This window comes from Chryseobacterium sp. HR92, assembly GCF_045689405.1.
Classification (GTDB): domain Bacteria; phylum Bacteroidota; class Bacteroidia; order Flavobacteriales; family Weeksellaceae; genus Chryseobacterium; species Chryseobacterium viscerum_A.
Window position 1 is genome coordinate 3,923,966 of record NZ_CP139139.1, and the last position, 20,336, is coordinate 3,944,301.

At 36.9% G+C, this 20,336-nt stretch carries 12 protein-coding genes and 3 tRNA genes; 9 read left to right on the plus strand and 6 right to left on the minus strand.

The window, feature by feature from the left end:
• Positions 1–47 precede the first annotated feature (47 nt).
• The 3 genes from SFA27_RS17680 (at position 48) to SFA27_RS17690 (ending at position 3,098) form a co-directional block, all read left to right on the plus strand.
• Entirely contained in the window at positions 48–842 is a 795-nt protein-coding gene (locus SFA27_RS17680) for an FkbM family methyltransferase (RefSeq protein ID WP_407293950.1), read from the plus strand.
• Between the two features lie 8 nt (positions 843–850).
• Complete coding sequence (locus tag SFA27_RS17685; protein ID WP_047374108.1) at positions 851–2,350, plus strand: lipopolysaccharide biosynthesis protein; 1,500 nt, start codon at positions 851–853, stop codon at positions 2,348–2,350.
• A 67-nt stretch (positions 2,351–2,417) separates the two neighbouring features.
• Positions 2,418–3,098 carry a TMEM175 family protein gene (locus SFA27_RS17690; protein ID WP_407293953.1) on the plus strand — a complete coding sequence of 227 codons (681 nt, stop codon included), beginning with the start codon at positions 2,418–2,420 and terminating at the stop codon, positions 3,096–3,098.
• Here SFA27_RS17690 and SFA27_RS17695 read toward each other — a convergent pair whose 3' ends face one another.
• From SFA27_RS17695 to SFA27_RS17710, 4 genes are all read right to left on the minus strand, one after another.
• Positions 3,099–4,142 (minus strand): hypothetical protein, encoded by a 1,044-nt coding sequence (locus tag SFA27_RS17695; RefSeq protein ID WP_407293956.1) that lies wholly within the window; start codon positions 4,140–4,142, stop codon positions 3,099–3,101. It abuts the gene before it with no gap.
• A 117-nt stretch (positions 4,143–4,259) separates the two neighbouring features.
• Positions 4,260–5,114, minus strand: a complete 855-nt coding sequence (locus SFA27_RS17700; protein ID WP_407293958.1) for a glycosyltransferase — start codon at positions 5,112–5,114, stop codon at positions 4,260–4,262.
• A gap of 76 nt (positions 5,115–5,190) precedes the next feature.
• On the minus strand, positions 5,191–6,591 hold the full coding sequence (gene aspA / locus SFA27_RS17705) for an aspartate ammonia-lyase (RefSeq protein ID WP_047374103.1): 1,401 nt from the start codon (positions 6,589–6,591) through the stop codon (positions 5,191–5,193).
• 72 nt (positions 6,592–6,663) lie between these two features.
• Positions 6,664–7,689, minus strand: coding sequence for an N-acetylmuramoyl-L-alanine amidase (locus tag SFA27_RS17710; RefSeq protein ID WP_407293960.1), 1,026 nt, complete (start codon positions 7,687–7,689; stop codon positions 6,664–6,666).
• Between the two features lie 135 nt (positions 7,690–7,824).
• Here SFA27_RS17710 and SFA27_RS17715 point away from each other — a divergent pair.
• The 3 genes from SFA27_RS17715 to SFA27_RS17725 all read left to right on the plus strand — a co-directional run bounded on the left by SFA27_RS17715 (position 7,825) and on the right by SFA27_RS17725 (position 8,105).
• Positions 7,825–7,909 (plus strand) — tRNA-Ser (locus SFA27_RS17715).
• 15 nt (positions 7,910–7,924) lie between these two features.
• A tRNA-Pro gene (locus SFA27_RS17720) sits at positions 7,925–7,999 on the plus strand.
• Positions 8,000–8,031: 32 nt separating this feature from the next.
• A tRNA-Arg gene (locus tag SFA27_RS17725) sits at positions 8,032–8,105 on the plus strand.
• A gap of 109 nt (positions 8,106–8,214) precedes the next feature.
• Here the strand turns inward: SFA27_RS17725 and SFA27_RS17730 are convergent.
• Entirely contained in the window at positions 8,215–9,345 is a 1,131-nt protein-coding gene (locus tag SFA27_RS17730; RefSeq protein WP_407293963.1) for a tetratricopeptide repeat protein, read from the minus strand.
• The gene (locus tag SFA27_RS17735) at positions 9,345–10,988 is read right to left on the minus strand and encodes a helix-turn-helix domain-containing protein (protein ID WP_407293965.1); all 1,644 of its coding nucleotides are present in this window, start codon (positions 10,986–10,988) and stop codon (positions 9,345–9,347) included. Before SFA27_RS17735 ends, SFA27_RS17730 begins: the two co-directional genes overlap by 1 nt.
• A gap of 386 nt (positions 10,989–11,374) precedes the next feature.
• Between SFA27_RS17735 and SFA27_RS17740 the strand changes: the two genes are divergently transcribed.
• The 3 genes from SFA27_RS17740 to SFA27_RS17750 all read left to right on the plus strand — a co-directional run bounded on the left by SFA27_RS17740 (position 11,375) and on the right by SFA27_RS17750 (position 20,084).
• Positions 11,375–13,678: a fibronectin type III domain-containing protein gene (locus SFA27_RS17740; RefSeq protein WP_407293967.1), complete on the plus strand. Its 2,304-nt coding sequence runs from the start codon at positions 11,375–11,377 to the stop codon at positions 13,676–13,678.
• A 78-nt stretch (positions 13,679–13,756) separates the two neighbouring features.
• A complete protein-coding gene (locus SFA27_RS17745) occupies positions 13,757–16,906 on the plus strand; it encodes a T9SS type B sorting domain-containing protein (protein ID WP_407293970.1) in 3,150 nt (1,049 codons plus the stop codon).
• Between the two features lie 91 nt (positions 16,907–16,997).
• A complete protein-coding gene (locus SFA27_RS17750) occupies positions 16,998–20,084 on the plus strand; it encodes a T9SS type B sorting domain-containing protein (protein ID WP_407293972.1) in 3,087 nt (1,028 codons plus the stop codon).
• The last annotated feature ends 252 nt before the right edge of the window (positions 20,085–20,336 follow it).

A 20,336-nucleotide genomic window follows, 5' to 3' on the forward strand; every position in this document is an offset into this window, starting at 1 on the left:
AAGTTTTACATTTTTGCTTATCTTTGCTGTTCGTCAAAACGCATACGATGTCTTTATACCAAAAAATCGCAGAAAAGCTACAATATATAAGCCCGAATTTCTATAAAAAAAGATATTTCAAAACGTTAAATAATCTTAATAAAAATAATTTTTCGGAACGCAATGTAGAACCGGAGCTGGTATGGATCAAAGAATACCTTCCTAAGAATGCTGTTATATTGGACATTGGTACGAATGTAGGAACTTTCCTATATCAGTTGGAAAACACTTTGAACCACGATAACATTTATGGTTTTGAACCCAATAAAAAGCTTTACCGTCGATTAAAAAGACTGTTTCCGGCAATGCATATCTTTCCTCTGGCTCTTTCTGATGAAAATATAATTGCTGAGTTCAAAGTACCTGTTATTAACGGAAAAACAATTGCTTCCCGTGGCACTTTAAACACTTCTTACAAAGAAAAAGGAGAAGAAAAAAGCTATACGGAAAAAGTAAAAGTGATCAAACTGGACGAATGGGCAGCACTGGAACATTTCAAAAGGCTTGATTTTATCAAAATAGACGTCGAAGGAAATGAAATAAAAACGCTTTTCGGAGCAAGAGAAACCATCCGACAGTTTACGCCGACATTAATGGTCGAGATGGAGCAAAGACACCATCAAACTCCTATATGGAATGAAATATCAGAAGTAATGAACTGGGGATATGAAGCAAAATATCTGAACAGAAAAAGCTTTACTCTGGAAAGTCTTACAGAGGACATTATAACACAAAATACAAACGACGAAAAAAATAAAACTCAGTACATCAACAATATTATTTTTATACCTAAAAACATTTAAAAAAACTTATGAGTGTAGTAGCGAGACAAGGCTTCAAATATTCCATTATCGGTTATATTGGGTTTTTGCTGGGCACAGTTTCCGCAATATTCATATTTCCGAATGATTTTGAATTTTATGGAAAGCTGCGCTACATTCTTCCCACTGCAGAAATGCTGGTTCCTTTTGTAGTATTGGGAATTTCCTATTCAAACGTGAAATTTTTCCACACGGTAGAAAGAGACGGTAAAAAACAAAACATGCTGTCATTGTCGCTGCTCACTGTTTTTATCAATTTTCTTATTTTCACGGTTGTATTTTTTATACTTCCTTATTTTTATCCAAAGTTCAGGCACTCAGAAGCATGGAAGATCAAAGAAATGATTCTTCCTCTGATTTTAATCCTTTCATTTTGTGCTATTTTCAATAAATATACTTCCAATTATAAAAGAATTGTGGTTTCCAATATTTTCGACAATCTGTTTCCGAAAATAGCAAACCTGGGAGCTTTCTGCCTTTTTTTCTTTGCCTTATCACAGAATATTACCGCTGCAGCATCGCAGAAAATAGCTTTTGCTTTCTTTTTTGGAATCTTCTTTTTAATGCTTTTGGGGTATATTTATTACACCAACAAACTGGAGAAAATCAAGCTTGATTTTAATACGGATTATTTTAAGAAGAATAATTTCTGGAAAGAGTTTTTCAATTACAGTTTCTTCGGATTCCTGGGAACTTTTGGAAATTATCTGGCGATCAACAGCTTTATGATCGGAGAATTTATGGGAATGGAAGAGGTAGGAATCTATTCTGTTTTATATGCCCTGATCTCATTAATCTCTATTCCACAGCTTGGATTGTTTAATATATCTGCTCCTATCATCAACAAAACGCTGGCAGACGGAGATATGGTAGAACTGGACAGATTTCACAAGAAAACATCTTTAACATTATATTTCCTTGGCGCTGTTTTATTCTCATGCATTATGGTGGGATTCCCTTATCTGACACAATTTATGCCCAAAAACGGAACGATGCTCAGAGAATATGAGCCTGTAGTCTGGATCTGGGGTTCTGCTGTACTGATAGATCTCGCAACAGGCTTCAACGGAAATATTATTTCTCTTTCAAAATATTACAGATTCAATATTCTGGTGATGCTTTTACTGGCTGGGTTAACTATTGGGCTTAATTATTATTTCATTAAAAATACAGATCTGAAACTGATCGGAATTGCTTTATCTACAGCCATTTCTCTTACTATTTACAATGTTGTAAAAATCGTTTTCAATTATATTGTATTTAAGGTTTCGCCTTTAAGCATTGAAATGATTTTCGTCTCTATTATCTGTACTTTAGCTATTACAGTGGCTATTGTTCTTCCCAACTTCAATAGCAATCTGCTTAACCTTGTTTACAAACCTGCAGTTGTTCTGATACTGATCTATATCGGAAATTATTTCACTAAAATATTCCCGGTTGAAGACTATCTGAATGTAAAATTTATTAAGAGTATTTTTAAGTTTAAGTAAAAAAAATACTACATTCGTAAATATTATATAAATAGATTAACCGGGTATTATATAATATGAAATCGGTATGACTCAGAAACAACAACACACATCTTTTAGTGATAAGCATCCTAAGCAAGATTTTCAGGTAGAGCGCTTAGCTTTTTTTAGTGATGCAATTTTTGCTATTGCTATTACCCTTCTTATCATAGAGTTTAAAATTCCGCATATAACCAAAGAAACCACTTTTGATAATGCCTGGGAACAGTTAGTTGAGCTTAAGTACAATTTTTTTGCTCTTTTACTGAGCTTTTTTCTCATTGTAACCTATTGGATGCGTCATCATTTTCTATTTAAGCATATTCATAATTACAATAAGCAAATTGTAATAGCCAATATGATCATGCTGCTACCCATTATCTTCTTTCCTTTTACTACTGCTTTTTTTGCTGAGAGTGTGGACAATAAGAATGTTGTTATATTAGCATTTAGATTTTTTCTGTTAAATCATATTCTTGCGGGGCTTGCTATTTACATCCTTTATTGGCTCGCCATTGTAAAACACAAAGAATATTCTTTTGAAATGACTTTAGTGGAAAGAAAAAAATTCACTTCTGACCTGCTATTCACAACAATTACCTTCTCAGTTATATTTTTAGTAACTTTTTTGACTAACAATGTTCAGACTGTTTTATTCGTATTTCTTGTATGTGGAATATCAAAAAAAATATTTGATACATTCGTAAAAAAAATAATCAGAAAAGCGTAATTATTTAATATGATTATTCAAAATATTTTCCAGGTTTTTTAAAATTTCCTTTTTGCTATATTTTTTTTGAAAATCAAAATCGACCGCTGATAATTTACCCCATTGCTTAAGAATGTTTTCTTCTTCCGGAAGAATAAATTCTAAATTTGACAGATAGTTTTTTGGAAAAACAGCCAGTTTCCCATATTTAATGGCATCCCCAAGATTTCCCGTCATTTTCGTCACTCCATAAGTTTCTTTCATGCTAAAAAACTCTGTTTCCTGCTGAATGGGGCACCAAAGAATATCCGCTTTCTGCATCCATTTATCAAAATCTTCAGTAGAAACTCTTTCAGAAAAATAAGTAATGCTGATATTTTCAGGCAGCCGTTGAGACAGTTGCTCAAGCCGTTTTAGTTCATGATCCTTAGCTTTTCCAAGGAATACAAACTCACAATGCTGATCTGTCTTTACATTCTGAATAGTCTCAAAAATATAAGCATAATCTCTTCTCTTCTGTGAAACTCCACCTGGAATTACCACCACAAGGTTTTCATTTTTTGTTTTATCAAAATCCCTGGTATAAAACAGCGGCAAAAACTGATACCTATCCGAAATCAATGCTTCATCCAGCACGAAAAGTGATCCGGATGTCTGATAAACTTTAGTTTTGTAAAACAACCCTTCTTTCAGCCATAGTTTTAATCTGAAGATAATATCTCCTTTGAAAACACTTTTCATCAGATCCAGCTTTGAAGCGTTTGTAAAATTAAGATTATGGACAATGACTGCCGTATTGTACTTTTTTGTTACCGCCAAAAATGTATTAAAATAACGATGAACAGTTCCTATGACCACCAGATCGTACCCTTTTCCCTTCAGCTGATCCAGAATCATAGAACTATCTGATAAAAATACAGCTTCATCGCGATGACTTACCTGATCTTTGATCCTTTTTGAAAAATAATAGTCTACTGCAAAATCCTGAGATCCTTCCATAGCATCCATGAAAGCCTGGGCGATTTCTGCGTGGGTATCTATTTCTATGTAAGCTATTTTTTTCACGTTTGGGAGTTACATCTTAAGTTTTGGCTAAAGCCGATGGATTTTTTATTTTTCATTAAACGGGTTAAAACCCGTTTCTATTGATGAACATTTATAATATATAAGATAATTTATCTCCTACATCTTCAGCCATTTTTTTTTCAGCATTCTCCAACGCTGATCATTAACCGCTTTTTGTTCTTCTTTTGTAATTTTGAGCTCCATTTTTTTTGATCTGCAATTTTCATAGGAATTGATAATATCAAAGAAAAATGATGGAGATTTGCTTTTCATGGCTTCTTTTGAAGAAGCTATATAAGCCAGAAACCTGTTAAGACCTAAGAAATAAAAGTACCTGCCATAATAATCTGCAGGACGTATGGTGTAATCGGCTCCTTTTACTTTTATCAGCTTCACATGGAGTTCCGGAAGAACAACTTCCTTCCATCCCAGATTTTCCAACAATATGGAATCAATATTATCCCAGCCCAATGTTTCCCTTAAGCCTCCGATCTGGATAAAACATTCTTTACGGTAAGCCTTCATAGGCCCTCTTACGTGATGTTTATTAGAATTTCCTTCATAGACCCAGTTTCCTTCTTTTTCTATATACAGAAGACCTCCTACGAGTCCATATTTCGGATTATTGGTAAAAGCTGTTTCTACTGTGGTCAGATAGTTTTCGGGAAGGATAATGTCAGCATCAAATTTACAGATGACATCAAAATCATCCATAGATTGAGTCCGAAGACCATTTTTAAAAGCATGAACAACTTTAGATCCGGGCTGATGTTCAGATTTCTGAAGGTTGATCGTTTCAAAACGGGAATCGATTTCTGTATATTTTCTGATGATTTCAGGAGTTCCATCTACAGAACCGTCATTCACTACCACTACTTTAAAATCTTTGCTGCTTTGCTGCTGTAAAGAATCAAGTGTAAAGGAGAGATTGTCTTCTTCGTTATGAGCAGGAATTATGATTAAAAACCTCACGAATTATGGTATAAATGATGAATAATAAGTGATAAATGACCACTAGCAGGATCATTTACCACTTATTGTTTTTTTATTATTTATTATGCGGTTTCAGCATATTTTTCGGATCAAGGATTTCATCCAGTTTCTCCTGGGAAAGAATTCCCTTTTCAAGAACAAGATTGTAAACACTTTTTCCGGTTTCTAATGCTTCTTTAGCAATTTGTGTAGATTGTTTGTACCCGATATAAGGGTTCAGAGCCGTTACAATACCGATGCTGTGCTTCACCATATTCAGACAGATTTCTTTATTGGCCGTAATTCCAACCACACATTTATCGCGAAGAGTATCTAAAGCATTGCAAAGGAAGTTGATATTTTCCATGATGGCATGAGAAAGTACCGGCTCCATTACATTAAGCTGTAATTGTCCTGCTTCTGCTGCAAAAGTTACGGTAAGATCATTCCCGAATACTTTGAAACAAACCTGGTTTACCACTTCCGGAATTACAGGATTTACTTTACCAGGCATGATAGAAGACCCAGGCTGCATTGGTGGAAGGTTGATTTCAAAAAGACCGGCTCTTGGACCTGATGAAAGTAATCTTAAGTCATTACAGATTTTTGATAATTTCACTGCAAGACGCTTCGTTGCTGAAGAGTAAATCACATAAGATCCTGTATCAGGTGTTGCTTCCACTAAATCCGGTGCAGAAACAATCGGGTAACCTGTAATCTGAGCTAAGTTTTTAGCACAAAGTGTAGCATATCCTACCGGAGCATTTAATCCTGTTCCGATAGCTGTTGCTCCCATGTTTACTTCTACAAAAAGGTTTGCATTGTTATTCAGCTTAGAGATATCTTCTTCCAATGTAGCTGCGTAAGCTTCAAACTCCTGCCCCAAAGTCATTGGAACAGCATCCTGAAGCTGTGTACGGCCCATTTTGATAACATCATGAAACTCCTGTCCTTTTGCACGGAATGCAGCAATAATTTTTTCAAGTCTTTCTACCAGACCGATGTTCATCTGCAGCAATCCCATTTTGATAGCTGTAGGATAAGCATCATTAGTAGACTGTGAAAGGTTGATATGATCATTAGGTGAACAGAATTCGTATTCTCCTTTATTTTTTCCTAATTTTTCCAACACGATATTGGCGATCACTTCATTCGCATTCATGTTGATGGAAGTTCCTGCTCCCCCCTGAATCATATCTACCGGAAACTGGTCATGATATTTCCCTTCTACAATTTCATCACACGCTTCTGCTATTTTAAAATACAGGTTTTCATCTAGAAGTCCTAATTCATAATTGGTTTTAGCAGCTGCTTTTTTTACAAACGCCAATCCTTTTATGAAATCAGGATATGAAGACAAAAGCTGTCCTGAAATTTTGAAATTGTTGATAGCTCTTTGTGTCTGAACCCCATAATAAGCATCTAAAGGCACATTCAGTTCGCCTAATAGATCACTTTCTTTTCTGAAATTTTCCATTACAGATATTTTACTGTTTTTGATCGTTTAAAGATAGCAAAAACGCATCTAACCGATGCGTTTTAATTTGAATTATTTTACTGGATATTTTTGATTTAAAGCTTGCAGGATTGCCCATGTTTCAGCATCCATGATTCCGTCATAATTCTGTGGACGGAAGTGGTACTGGAATGCTTCAATTGTTTTTTTGGTAGCATCATCCCATGTTCCGCTAAGATCCAGTCCGTATCCAAATTTCTGTAATGAATTCTGAATAAGGAAGATAAAGCTGGGTTCATTATATTTTGCACTAATGTCTGCCTGTGCCGCCTCAAGATAAGTCTGCTTTGCTGTCTCATCATACCACATCCCAATCTGGTATTCGTCATACAGCTTTTTCCATGGGAACATAGGCCCGGGATCCTGCTTTCTTGTTGGAGCAATATCTGAATGAGCAAGTACATAAGTAGGCTGAATCTGATATCTTGCCACAATATCTTTAACCAATGCGGCCACTTTTTTTACCTGATCATCACTAAAAGGAGCAAATGTTCTTTTACCTGCAGCATCTGTAGTGTAACCGGCATTTACAATTTCAATCCCGATAGAAGTATCATTAAGATTTTTATCATTTCTCCATGAACTTACTCCTGCATGGTACGCTCTTTTGTTTTCATCTACCAACTGATAGATCTCGTTATCTCCTGTATTATTTACCAGATAGTGGGCACTCACCGCCTGCTGGGTAAGAACGGTAATTGATTTATCATCTGCAAGAGCTGTATAATGTAATATTAAGTAACGTTGTCTGAAGTTTTGGGCTACTGCGGGGAAATAAGTCTTTACAACTTTGTATCCTCCTGGTTTTGCAGATACAATAGAACCGTAACTTGTTGTATTATCATTTTTTGTTGGGTCTGCTATATTAGTAGTAAAAAAATCTACTCCATGATCGGAGACTACTTTTGGTTTTGGAGCCACCGGAGTTGTTGTCTGAACCGTCGGTTTCGCCTGTGTTATTGGGGTTTTCGGTTTGTAAGTATTTTTTTTCACATTTTGCTGAGAAGTACATGAAAAAACAAAAGTGCTTAATCCGATGATATATAATGTCTTACGCATCAGTTTGGTTTTTGGATGATTTATTACTTCAAAAATACACAAAATTTTCTTGAATTTTATTTGGTAAATAAAGAAATCTGTTCTATATTTGCACTCGCAATAACGGAACAACGATCATTAAAAAATAAACAAAAAGGAGGGTTGCCGGAGTGGTTAACGGAGCAGTTTGCTAAACTGTCGACGCGAAAGTGTCGCAAGGGTTCGAATCCCTTACCCTCCGCTCTTCTTATATATTCGGGGCGTAGCGTAGTCCGGTCATCGCGCCTGGTTTGGGACCAGGAGGTCGCAGGTTCGAATCCTGCCGCCCCGACTGTTTTAGTAGTTTTCTCAAAACTACTTTATGGGTGCGTAGCTCAGCTGGATAGAGCATCTGCCTTCTAAGCAGACGGTCAAAGGTTCGAATCCTTTCGCGCTCACAAAAACCTCACAATTTTTATTGTGAGGTTTTTTGCTTTTTAAGAGTTGTTTTCATTGATAAATAAATCGTATTAATGATTTAAAAGTCAATAATCCTGAAAAAAGCATTCAATCCTTGATAAGTTTCTTTATTTCATTCTGATATTTCTTATTCTGCTTTCTGATCTTCATAACTAAATAGGAAAAGATACTTACTATAAAAAGTCCAACAATTATCATCCCTGCAATAAAATAATTATACCGGATGGTTAGCTTCTCACTTTTCTTTTGAGTTTCTATATTATGAACATCAATAGCATGATTAATGGAGCTCAATTCGCTTTGTTCTCTTTTAAATTTTGTTTCAAAGTATTTTCTGCTGTAAACCTGATAAAGGTTGGGATTTCCCATCGCCAGATAATTATCCGCCATTTCTTTATAAATTCCTTCATTAAGTGACAGATCTCCTGCTTCCCTGCCTAAGTTTTCAGCTTTTATTAACAGTTTCAATGCTTCCTGATTCTGATGTTTTTGTTTGTTTATCTCTGCCAATCCTTTTAAAGCAAACGCTTCCAAACTTTTTGCTTTTATCAAACCTGCAAGATTCATAGATTTCATGAAAGCTTTTTCTGCATTGTCTGGTTGATTCAGACTGAGATAACAATGGCCAATATTATAGTAAATAATACTCTGATTAAAGTATGTTTTCTCTTCTTCTTTTATTTTTTCAAAGTTTCTGATAGCAATTAAAAATTCCTGAAGGGCGATTTCGGGATTCGACTGGCTTTTATAGATCATTCCGCGCAGGGCAAAACTTCTGGCTGTTTCAAAATGCTTCAGATAGGAATCTTCAGGCAGTTTTACCAAATACCCATCAGCTTCGTCCAATGTTTCGAGACTTTTGCTAAAGAGTTCCATCTGCTGGTATTGTATAGCTGCTGCAATCAAAAAACTGGTCTGGATCTTGGGATCGTTTGTTTTCTGAACCAACTCTCTTGCTTTCAGAATATATTGCAGAGATTCGTCAAAGTTTCTCTTGGCAATTCCTGCTGTGGATAGAATCAGATAGATTTTAATGGATTTATTGAGGTCTTTTTCTTTTCGGAGCAGTTTCTTTACAATATTTATGGCTTTATCCGGATTGTTATAAATTTCCTGATTGGCAATCTTCATCAGGGAGTCATCAGAGATTTTCTGCCCGGCAAGAGGTGCCTGGAAAAACAGAAGACTCATCAAAATGATATGGATAAAGTGTTTCATCAGTTTTTATTTTTTATAATTTCCTGGATATAGGTGTTTGGTGACATTCCTGTAATAGACTTGAATACGTTTGTAAATGCGCCATGAGATGAAAATCCAGCGTATTCTGCCAGATAGCTTACTTTATAATTCAGATAAGCCGGATCTGTTTTCAAAAGGCGCGCAATATGATCAATTCTTAACTCATTAATGTAGCCGTTAAAGTTCTTTCCTTTATTATTATTGATGACTTCAGACAGATATTTAGTATTTATCCCTGTTTGGGCAGAAAGAATAGCCAGTGACATGTTTTTATTCAGATAGTTGTCGGATTTTTCCCAGTCTTTGAGCTTCTGTAGAATCTCTTCCTCTTTTTCTTTGGAAATTTTAGATGGATCCTTTTCCTGACTTTTATTCTCTTTTGCTGTCTCATCTTTCAGCATTTCAACTTCAAGACTTATAGGATCTTCTTTTATTTTCAGTTTCTCAAAAAAATCAAGCTGTTTTTTGAGATGTCTGCTTCTTGATGATTCACTCAAAAAATAAGCAATCATTCCCGCAATAAGAATTAAAATAACAATACCAGTAGTACTAAACAGTTTCTCCTTATGCTGCTCCTGAAACTCAAGGTTTTTATGATGATATGTTTCAAGCAGTTTTACAATATATTGTATGCCTTCCTTTTTATTGGAATCCAGTTTTGCTTTTAAATCTGTATATAAATTATTGTAATAATAATATTTTTCATCATTATTTAGGGCCAGATAGCTTCGGGCAAACAATTCATAAAATATGATTTTCAGATCATTATAAGGAAGGTTTTCAATTTCGGAAAATCCTTTCTCCAGTTGTTTTACAGCTTCATTGTAATCACCTTTCAGAAAGTAATATCGGGACATACTTTCATAGGCAAATGCAGAGATAAAAGCATTATTCCCATGTTTTTCAATATCCTGAATAACTTCATCAAGTAATTTCTTTGATTCTTCAAGCTTATTCTGCGGCATCAGGAAAGCAGACCGGAAAATCATATTCTCCCATTTGATAATCCTGTTCTCTTCATTGTTATTATTAAGGTAAGAATCACTTTTATCAATATTCAGTAAAGCAGCATTATAATTTCTATCAATTCCGGCATTGATGCCCTGAAGCTGAAACAGTTTAGCAATCACCATCCGTTCTTTGGGATTATTGCTCTTTAAAAGTTCCGGATCTTTTAAGATACCTGCAATGATCTTTTTTGACTGCCCGTACAACCCTAAATTCTGATACTGATCCGCCAGGTTATAATCATCAAACAACTGTATAAAATGGGAAAAATTCCCTTTTTTGTCATCATCCTCTTTCTGATTGGAAATACTTACAGACTGCACATAATTCCCCTGCAAGGCATAAGCCTGGGAAATAATATTCCGAAGAATCACTTTATGCTCAATATTTTTGTCACTCATCAGAAGGCTCTGTGAATAGCTGATACATTCTTCAGGATTCTGATATAGTTTCTGAAAAGCTTTATCGGTTAAAATACTGAAATCAGGAGCAGCCTGCCCATTTATAAAAACCGGGCACCACAGAATGAAAAACAATATTGATATATTACTTTTCAGTATTTTTTTTAACATAAGGATCATTTCCTCATTGTTTTTACCTGATATTCCTATCATTACTCCTTTTAAACCAAATAAATACAATTGATTGATTTACAATATTTTAAATTTTTAATTCTTGTAAATTCAACGAATTATGCAAGCGTATTCCTTGACGAAGGGCAAATATAACGCTAATATTGTTCAAACCTTTAAGTCGATTCAAAATATTAGACTTATTCTCAAATTTCAATGAAACCATCACACGTATTAAGCATTATCATTATAAAAAATTAAAGATAATCTTACAATCATCTAAGATATGATTTTTAAGATACAATTCAATGGATCAATATTCATTGATGTAGGAAAAGAAGTTAGAAAAACGTACTGCAACAATTAATTCTACCGCTCAAAATCTGACAATAAAGCGGGTATATCAACCCTTAAAAAATAGAAATAAAATGAGAAAACATTACTTATTATGGATGATTTTCCTCTTTTCGGTTTATCATCTGAACGCTCAGACCTATTGCATACCTACTGCGGGTGCGACCAGCCAAAACAATTATCTGAAAAATGCGACATTCTCTGATCAGGGGGCATTGTATTATAATGCTACAGCATATCAGGCTTATACTGATAATTCATCAAGCCAGATTGTAACATCTTATCCGGGAGGAACAGTGAATGTTCACCTGGACTTTGCAGGATCAGGTGTCAAATCTTATGTATGGATTGACTGGAATGCCGATGGGGATTTCGATGACTTCTATGAAAATCCGCTGACTCCATCCGCTTATACATTTGTTGATGATCAATTCTACATTCCTCCATCTCAGGCAGCAGGAATTTACAGAATCAGAGTACAGAGCGGAACTTCATTTCCCAATCCGGTAAGCCCATGCGGGCCTAATAATTATGGTAATTTCGTGGATTTCAGCCTGAAGATAGATCCAACACCATCATGTTTTGTTCCTTCAGCACTTACATCCAACAATCTGACAACCAATACAGCAACAATTTCCTGGACACCTCCAACAGCAATACCCGGAAATGGTTATGAGTACTATTACTCTTCATCCAATGTTGTCCCGAATGCTTCTACTCCTGCATCGGGAAGCACAACTTCTACTTCTGCTCCGCTCAGTGGCCTTGCATCATTTACTACTTATTACTATTATGTAAGATCTGTTTGCAGCTCAACAGACAAAAGTGCATGGTCTTTAAGAGGAACTTTCACGACCAAATGTGATCCACAAACAACTATGTTTGAAGATTTTGAAAATGCTACAACAAGTGCAAGCTACACCTTAAACTGTTGGGACAAGATTATTTTAGGAACAGGCTATCAGGCTATTAGTACTGGTAGTGGCGTTAACAACTCAAAAGTAATGTATCAAAGTGCTAACGGTCCTGCCAATATGGTAATTGCTGTTCTTCCTTCATTTAGCAATGTGAACGCAGGAACTCACTGGCTAAGATTTAAGGCAAAAGTAACAGGAACAACAGCAGGGGTATTAGACATTGGTTATGTAACAAACGATACAGATGCTTCTACTTTTGTTAACATACAGTCTGTTAATATCAGTAATACTGTATTTGACGGATATGAATATTATGTAACAATTCCTACTACGGTTCCGGCTACAGCAAGATTGGCTGTAAGGCACGGAGGTGTACCTGCTACTGCTATATATTGGGACAATGTGTACTGGGAACCCAAACCAACGTGTTTCGCTCCAAGTAATGTCATTTTATCTAATGTAACCAGCGCAACCGTAACTGCAGCATGGACAGCCCCAAGCATTGCCCCTGCATTAGGATATGATATTTATTACAGCACAAGCAGCACTCCACCCACCTCATCTACTCCACCCAACCTGACAGGAATAACATCAAATCCTTACATCATCCAAGGATTAAATTCTGCAACAACCTATTATGTCTGGGTAAGGTCAAGATGCAGCGCTACAGATCAAAGTGTATGGAGCAATATTACATCTGTACTAACCCTTTGTGCGCCTGTGACTACTTTATCCGAGAATTTTGACTCTTATAATGCCGGGCTTCTTACCAATGCTCCATGTTGGGGAAAAATTACAACAGGAATAGCCAGTCTTAACATTAGCGGAAGCGGAGCGCTTTCCGGAACAAAACATATATTACAACGCAGCATATCTGCAAATGATGTAACCATTGCTGTGCTTCCTGAATTCTCTAATATTAATGCAGGAACTCATTCTTTGAAATTTAATGCCTACTGCAGTGTCAATACCGGAAAGCTGGAAGTAGGGTATGTAACGAATCCTACGGATGCTTCTACTTTTACAGTGATTCAGCAGTTGAATATTACAAATACATCTTATACTCCGGCTACAGGAACCAGCGAATATACTGTTGATATTCCGGCTACTGTTCCTGCAGGAGCCAGACTTGCCATCCGTAATACTTATGCCACTTCAAGCAACTCATTGTATTATTGGGATAATATTTCATGGGCTCCTACACAGTCTATGGGGGTAAGCGATACGGTTATCAAATCCAAACCAAGCATCTATCCAAATCCTTTTACTGATATCATTACTATTACTGACAGTAAAAACATACAACTGATAAGCATTTATGATACTTCAGGTAAAGTGGTAAATGAGATCAAAAACTTTGATACTTCCATTTCATTAAGAGATTTGCCTTCAGGTCTGTATTTAGTAAAAATGATCATGAAAGACGGTACTGCTCAAACCGTAAAAGCAATAAAAAAATAAATGTTGTCTCTGTCATCAAAAGCGGTGAAAATTTGCACACCGCTTTTATGACAGTTTTTATCCCCTTAAACTTATTCAATGAAAGACTTTTACTCTGTTTATAAACCTGCTTCTGATACAACAAAGCATTTCCTTTCTTCCTTCAAAAAATTTCTTTTTGCCATTTTACTTTTGTTCATTGCCAGCAATCAACTTTACTCCCAAAGAGATACTGAACATTGGTTTGCCCCTATGATGTCCAGGACCAATGATTCCAATAAACAAGCTTTGTTTTTGTCAACAGATTCTATGATACCGTTTCCAGTCACTATTTATAACAATAATACAGTGATTGGAACTGTGACGATCAGTAAAGGAAATCCGCAGTCTTTTGATATTCCGATGGACAATATGATTACCGGATCTCAATCGGAAGTATTTAAGGTAACAGGACGAGGTCTTTATATAAAAGGAGAAAAACCTTTCTTCTGTACTTTCAGGTTTTCTACCAAAAGTCATGGGGAAATTCTTACCTCTAAGGGAAAGGCAGGAATTGGAAATAAGTTTTATGTGGCTTATGGACCTATTTCTAATTCTTCTTCTATCAATAATTTTACTTGTGGGGTTCTGGCAACAGAAGACAACACGGTAGTAACTGTTTCCAATTATGATTCTTCTGTTCAGTTTTCCAATGGTAATTCGGGAGCGTCTTCTCCTTCAATGACCTTTACGCTGAATAAAGGACAATCTTACATCATTGAAGGCAGAGGAAATCAGACAGGAAATCAAAATGGTTTTATTGGGGCAAAAATTGAGTCCAGTAAACCTGTAACAGTTACTAATGGAAATTTTAATGGACAGATCATCAACTCCAGCAATGGTAGTGATATTTTAATGGATCAGTCGATACCGGTAGAACGTTTAGGGGATGATTTTGTCCTCGTTAAAGGCATGGCTCCGATTGCATCAAATGTAGAGGGTGCTGTAGTAACCGCTACGGAGAATAATACACAGGTGTATCTCAATGATGATGTGAATCCGGTTGTCACACTTAACGAAGGACAGTTCTATCGGATCGGCTCTTCTTCTTACATGAATCAAAATAGTACCGGACATTATAACATGCACATCCGGACTACCAAAAAAGTCTACGTTTATCAGTTGATGGCGGGAACAGCAACGTCATTTGTTGAAATCACCATCGGTGCCAATTATATTCCTCCTCTCAACTGTTTCCTCCCTAAGAAAATAGATGAAATAGGAATGATCAATGTATTACCTTATTACACAGCCATCACTCCTGCTGTCAAACTGAATATTATCACTGAAACAGGAGCTACAGTTACTGTTAACGGAATGCCTTTAACAACTGCACAGGGACCGTTTCCCGTAACCGGAAATGCTAATTGGGTTACTTACTCTGTCCCGAATGTTACCGGAAATATTACCGTAGAATCTACTAAAGCGGTGACAGCTGGTATTGCTGCAGGTGAAGGAAATGTAGGATACGGAGGGTATTTTGCCGGATTCTCTTCCATTCCCGTCATTTCTAAAAAGAGTGGAGAGTGTATTCCCGGAATGGTACTGGAAGTAGATGACAGCTATGTGTCCTATCAATGGAATTTCAACGGCTCACCTATCCCCGGAGCAACAACCAATAATTATACACCAACGCAAGCCGGAAATTATACTGCAACAGTGTCTGTAGGAGGAACGTGCCCTCCTGCAACAACACCTGTTTACAAAGCATTCAGCTGTTTGACAAATACCACTAAGACTTTAACAGTTTGTTCAACGGGAAATCCTACCATGATCACTCCTGTGTTTTCCAATTCTTCTCAAACAATATTACCAAGCAGCGTACAAATCATTACTCCACCAGCCAATGGAACTCTGACTGTAAATCCTGCAACTGGTATTCTTACCTATACAGCTAATACAGGAGCTACTATTGATACATTTACTTATAAGTTCTGCGGAAATGTTCCGGAATTTGCAGACTGTGAGCAAGTAAAGGTAAATATTACCATACAGACAATAACCACAGCAAATACTATATTAAAAGCATGTAGCAATAATGGGTCAGGAGTCTTCGATCTTACTTCGGCTAATGTTGGCGGGCCTGCGGGGGCTCAGAAAAAATATTATCAGACACCCGCTGATCTTGCAGCCGGAACCAATGAAATTACATCAGCCAATGCCTATGTATCTGTTGCTCCAAAAGATGTTTATGTAAAAGTATCAAGTCCTGAAGGGTGTTTTGCTCAGGCAAAAATCAGTCTTCAATTCAATCCGTCCCCACAAGTTCAGAATGCTTCTTTAACTTCATGTTATATAGATGCTGCTCCGGATAAGGGAAGTTTTGACCTAACCAAGGCAATGGTTACCAGCGAAACAGGAATTACCAAAGAATACTATAAAACTCAACAGGATGCAGTATCAGGAATCAATGCTATCCCGAACCCTATTGTCTATATTTCTTCCAGCGGAACAGCATATATTAAGGTGGTTAATACAACAGGATGTTTCACCATTGCAACAGTAAATCTTACTGTTACATTACCTCATCCTTCTTCTCTGCTTAAAGATCAGTCTATTTGTTTTAATTCTACCACAACACTGGATGCCGGTCCGGGTTATCAATCGTATGAATGGAGTACGGGAGCTACAACTTCTTCTATCTCCAACGCAGGTGTAGGAGATTACTGGGTGATTTTAGGACATGACAATTGTTTTACAAAGCAGCATATTTCTGTAAAAAAAGCACCTGAAGCTGTTATCAGGCAAATTGATCTCGACAACAATAAGGCAACACTTACTGTAACCGGAGGGAATCCTCCTTATTTATATTCCACTGATGGAGCCAACTGGCAAAGTTCAAATGTATTTACAGGGCTGCCTAATGGTCAGAATAAATTTTATGTAAAGGATTCTTACAACTGCGAACCAATACAGGTAGAACTGACGGTGATCAATATCATCAATGCCATTACACCTAATGGAGACAACATGAATGATATGATCTCCTACGCAGAACTTGCTTACAAGAAAGCGCTATCCTTTACAGTACATGACAGATATGGAAACAATGTTTTTACAGGCACACGTTTCAACAATTATACATGGGACGGCATGTTCAATAATAAAAAACTGTTCACAGGAACTTACTGGTATGTAATCACCTGGAAAGAACCGGCTCTGAAAGACGCTATTATCAAATACACAGGTTGGATCTTACTGAAAAATTAAAGATTAATCTAAACACAATCAATCAATTGTAACAAAGCTTGCTTTCATGAAAAGCTGCATGCCTTATTTAATCTAATCTTCCTTAAAGCTTATGAAAAGGATCTTATTTATCTTTATATTACTATTTGTCTCATCATCTGTTTGTGCACAAAGGGATACAGACCATTGGTTTGCACCTATGATCGCGAGTTCTTCGAACGGCTCACCCAAACAGGCATTATATCTTTCCACAGACAGCAATACTCCTTTCCCTGTCAGTATTTACAATAACAATACGGTGATAGGAACAGTGACTATCAGCAAAGGAAATCCACAAACATTTGATGTCCCGATGAATCTGATGATAGGACAAAATACTACCGATGCGATGAGTGTAAAAACAAGAGGACTTTATCTTCACGGAGATCTTCCTTTTTTTGCCGCATACAGGTTTTCGGAAATCAATCATGGAGAAATTCTGACTTCCAAGGGAAAAGCCGGAATTGGTAATAAGTTTTATGCTGTATACGCCCCATTGATGAACAATCAGCCTTCGCAAAATTTTTCCTGCGGTATTCTGGCAACAGAAGACAATACCCAGATCAAAGTTTCGGGATATGGTATGACAACATGGTTCTATAATAATTTTAACGGACTTACCCATCCCAGTATTACAATCACCCTGAATAAAGGACAATCCTATATTTTTGCCGGATTTGCCAATAAACCGGGCAACAAAGACGGGTTTATCGGTGCTAAAATTGAAGCTACCAAACCTGTATCTGTGACCAATGGAAATTATCATGGTCAGTTTGGAATGACACCTCCTTATAACGGCGAGGATATTATCATGGATCAGTCTGTTCCGGTAGAACGTTTAGGTCAGGAGTTTGTGCTTATTAAAGGAATGGGAAATCTTATTCCTGAAATTGAGGGAGCTATTGTTGTCGCTACAGAAAACAATACAGAGATCAGGCTTAACAACAACCCAACACCTGTGATAACGCTCAACGAAGGGCAGTATTACAGGGTAAGTGCAATGAATTATGTACTCAATGGGCCTTCTCATCACAATATGTACATCAAAGCTTCAAAGAATGTCTATGTCTATCAATTGTTATCAGGTATTGCAGACAATGATGCTACGGAAGGGTTCAATTATATACCGCCTCTTAACTGTTTTCTTCCTACTGTTATTGATGAAATAGGAAAAATAGGAGAACTTCCTTATTATACAACTTTCAATCCACCGCTTTTTGTAAAGCTTAATATTCTTACCCAAACAGGAGCCGGAGTAACAGTAAACGGAGTAACTCCTACCGCAGCAGAAGGACCTTTCCCTGTCTCCGGAACTCCAAACTGGGTTTCATACTCAATTCCCAATATCTCTGGAAATGTTACAGTGACTTCTACCAAAGCAGTTACAGCCGGTATTATAGGAGGTAGTGGAAATCTTGGCTACGGAGGATATTTTGCAGGCTTCAATTCAATTCCGGTGATCAGTAAATCTGCAGGCGAATGTGTTCCGGGAATTACTTTAGAAGTAGAAAGCGGCTTTGATCATTATCAATGGAACCTCAATGGAAATCCTATTCCGGGAGCTAACGGTAATACCTACACTCCTACTCAGGCAGGAAATTATACAGTATCCATCACGAAAAGCACGTGTACTCCTCTTACAACTTATCCTTACAAGGTATACAGCTGTCTTGTCAATACCGTAAAACCAATGAATGTCTGCAGTGCCGGTACACCTACTACCATCACTCCTGCATTCTCCAATTCTACACAGACTCCGGTACCTGGGACGGTGCAGATTATTACCCCACCTGCCAACGGCACTTTAACGATAAACCCAACAACTGGAATTCTTACCTATACAGCCAATGCAGGAACTGCCACAGATACTTTCACTTATAAATTCTGTGGAAATGATCCTGACTTTACAGATTGTGAACAGGTAAAAGTAAATGTAACCGTTCAGCCTCTGATTTTAACGGATACTACCGTAAAAACCTGCGAGACCAACGGAACGGGTATTTTCGATCTTACGACAGCTGCTGTAGGAGGACCGGCCAATGCCATCAGAAAATATTATCCTACCATGGCAGATTTAAATGCCGGAACCAATGAAATTACTCCTGCCAATGCCTATCTATCAGCAGTTCCTGCCACAGTGTTTGTAAAGGTAACCACTGTTGAAGGCTGTACGGCAAATGCTAAAATAACCCTTCAGTTTTATCCAGCTCCAAATGTGCAGAACGCAACTCTTAACGGATGTTTTGTTCCAAGCAATCCTAATACAGGAACTTTTGATCTGACTACTGCTCTTGTCACTACCACTACTCCTGTGACGAAGAGATATTATCCTACTCTTACAGATGCCACTAATGGAACGAATGAAATAACCTCTCCTACTGCTTATATTTCTCCAAATACAACAGTTTATGTGAAGGTAATTACGGGTAATGGCTGTTTTGATTTCGCCCAAATTACTTTAACGGTAATTCCACCCAAGCCCTCTCCTCTTTTAGTGGATCAGTATATATGTCCTGATGCAAGAACCACACTGGATGCCGGGCCGGGTTATACCTCTTATTTATGGAGTACAGGAGCAACGACACCTTCTATCATTGCTTCCATAGGTAGTTATTGGGTAATCCTGACTTCCAACGGATGTGAAACGAAACAGTTTGTAAAAGTAATGTCTGTTCCCATTCCCAAAATCAAGAAGATAGAAACTACAGGAAATACGGTTACCCTCACTGTAGAGGGCGGCACACCTCCATATCAGTATTCAAGGGATGGAATAATATGGCAGAATTCTAATGTATTCACTGGTCTTCCAAGAGGTAAAAATATTTTTTATGTGAAAGATTCCAGCAACTGTACTCCTGTAGAGACTCAGATCCTGGTTCCGAATCTTATTAATGCCATTACTCCTAACAGTGACGGCATCAATGACACCCTGGATTATTCTGAGCTTGGATTTTTGAAAGATCTGAAGTTTGGTATTTTCAACCGATACGGACAGCTCATTCATTCTTCTGATAAGAATAATAATTTAAAATGGGATGGTACCATCGGCGGTACTCCCGTGAACAGTGGTACTTACTGGTATGAAATAAAGTGGATGGATCCGGATACCCAAAAGCTTGTTTCCTATACTGGATGGATTCTGGTAAAAAACAGGAATTAAATCAGATACAACTTCCTTATCAGGATTGTAATACTTTTTGTTTAAAGAGACTGTCTCATTTTTTTGAGACAGTTTTTTATTTTTTAATCCATCATCAGACTTATATATTTCCCGGAACCAGGAAAAACAAGACGAATTGACATCATTTTTCGCATGGCATTATTTTCGACCAAAGAATAAACAGTTTTCATATAAATCTTTTGTTTTTTATTAAATTTAAAACCAAATAACAAAGTGAATATACATTTAGCA

Coding starts and splice junctions, on each gene's coding strand:
- SFA27_RS17680 (WP_407293950.1), top strand. CDS start 48: ATGTCTTTATACCAAAAAATCGCAGAAAAGCTACAATATATAAGCCCG.
- SFA27_RS17685 (WP_047374108.1), top strand. CDS start 851: ATGAGTGTAGTAGCGAGACAAGGCTTCAAATATTCCATTATCGGTTAT.
- SFA27_RS17690 (WP_407293953.1), top strand. CDS start 2,418: ATGACTCAGAAACAACAACACACATCTTTTAGTGATAAGCATCCTAAG.
- aspA (WP_047374103.1), bottom strand. CDS start 6,591: ATGGAAAATTTCAGAAAAGAAAGTGATCTATTAGGCGAACTGAATGTG.
- SFA27_RS17710 (WP_407293960.1), bottom strand. CDS start 7,689: ATGCGTAAGACATTATATATCATCGGATTAAGCACTTTTGTTTTTTCA.
- SFA27_RS17730 (WP_407293963.1), bottom strand. CDS start 9,345: ATGAAACACTTTATCCATATCATTTTGATGAGTCTTCTGTTTTTCCAG.
- SFA27_RS17735 (WP_407293965.1), bottom strand. CDS start 10,988: ATGATAGGAATATCAGGTAAAAACAATGAGGAAATGATCCTTATGTTA.
- SFA27_RS17740 (WP_407293967.1), top strand. CDS start 11,375: ATGAGAAAACATTACTTATTATGGATGATTTTCCTCTTTTCGGTTTAT.
- SFA27_RS17745 (WP_407293970.1), top strand. CDS start 13,757: ATGAAAGACTTTTACTCTGTTTATAAACCTGCTTCTGATACAACAAAG.
- SFA27_RS17750 (WP_407293972.1), top strand. CDS start 16,998: ATGAAAAGGATCTTATTTATCTTTATATTACTATTTGTCTCATCATCT.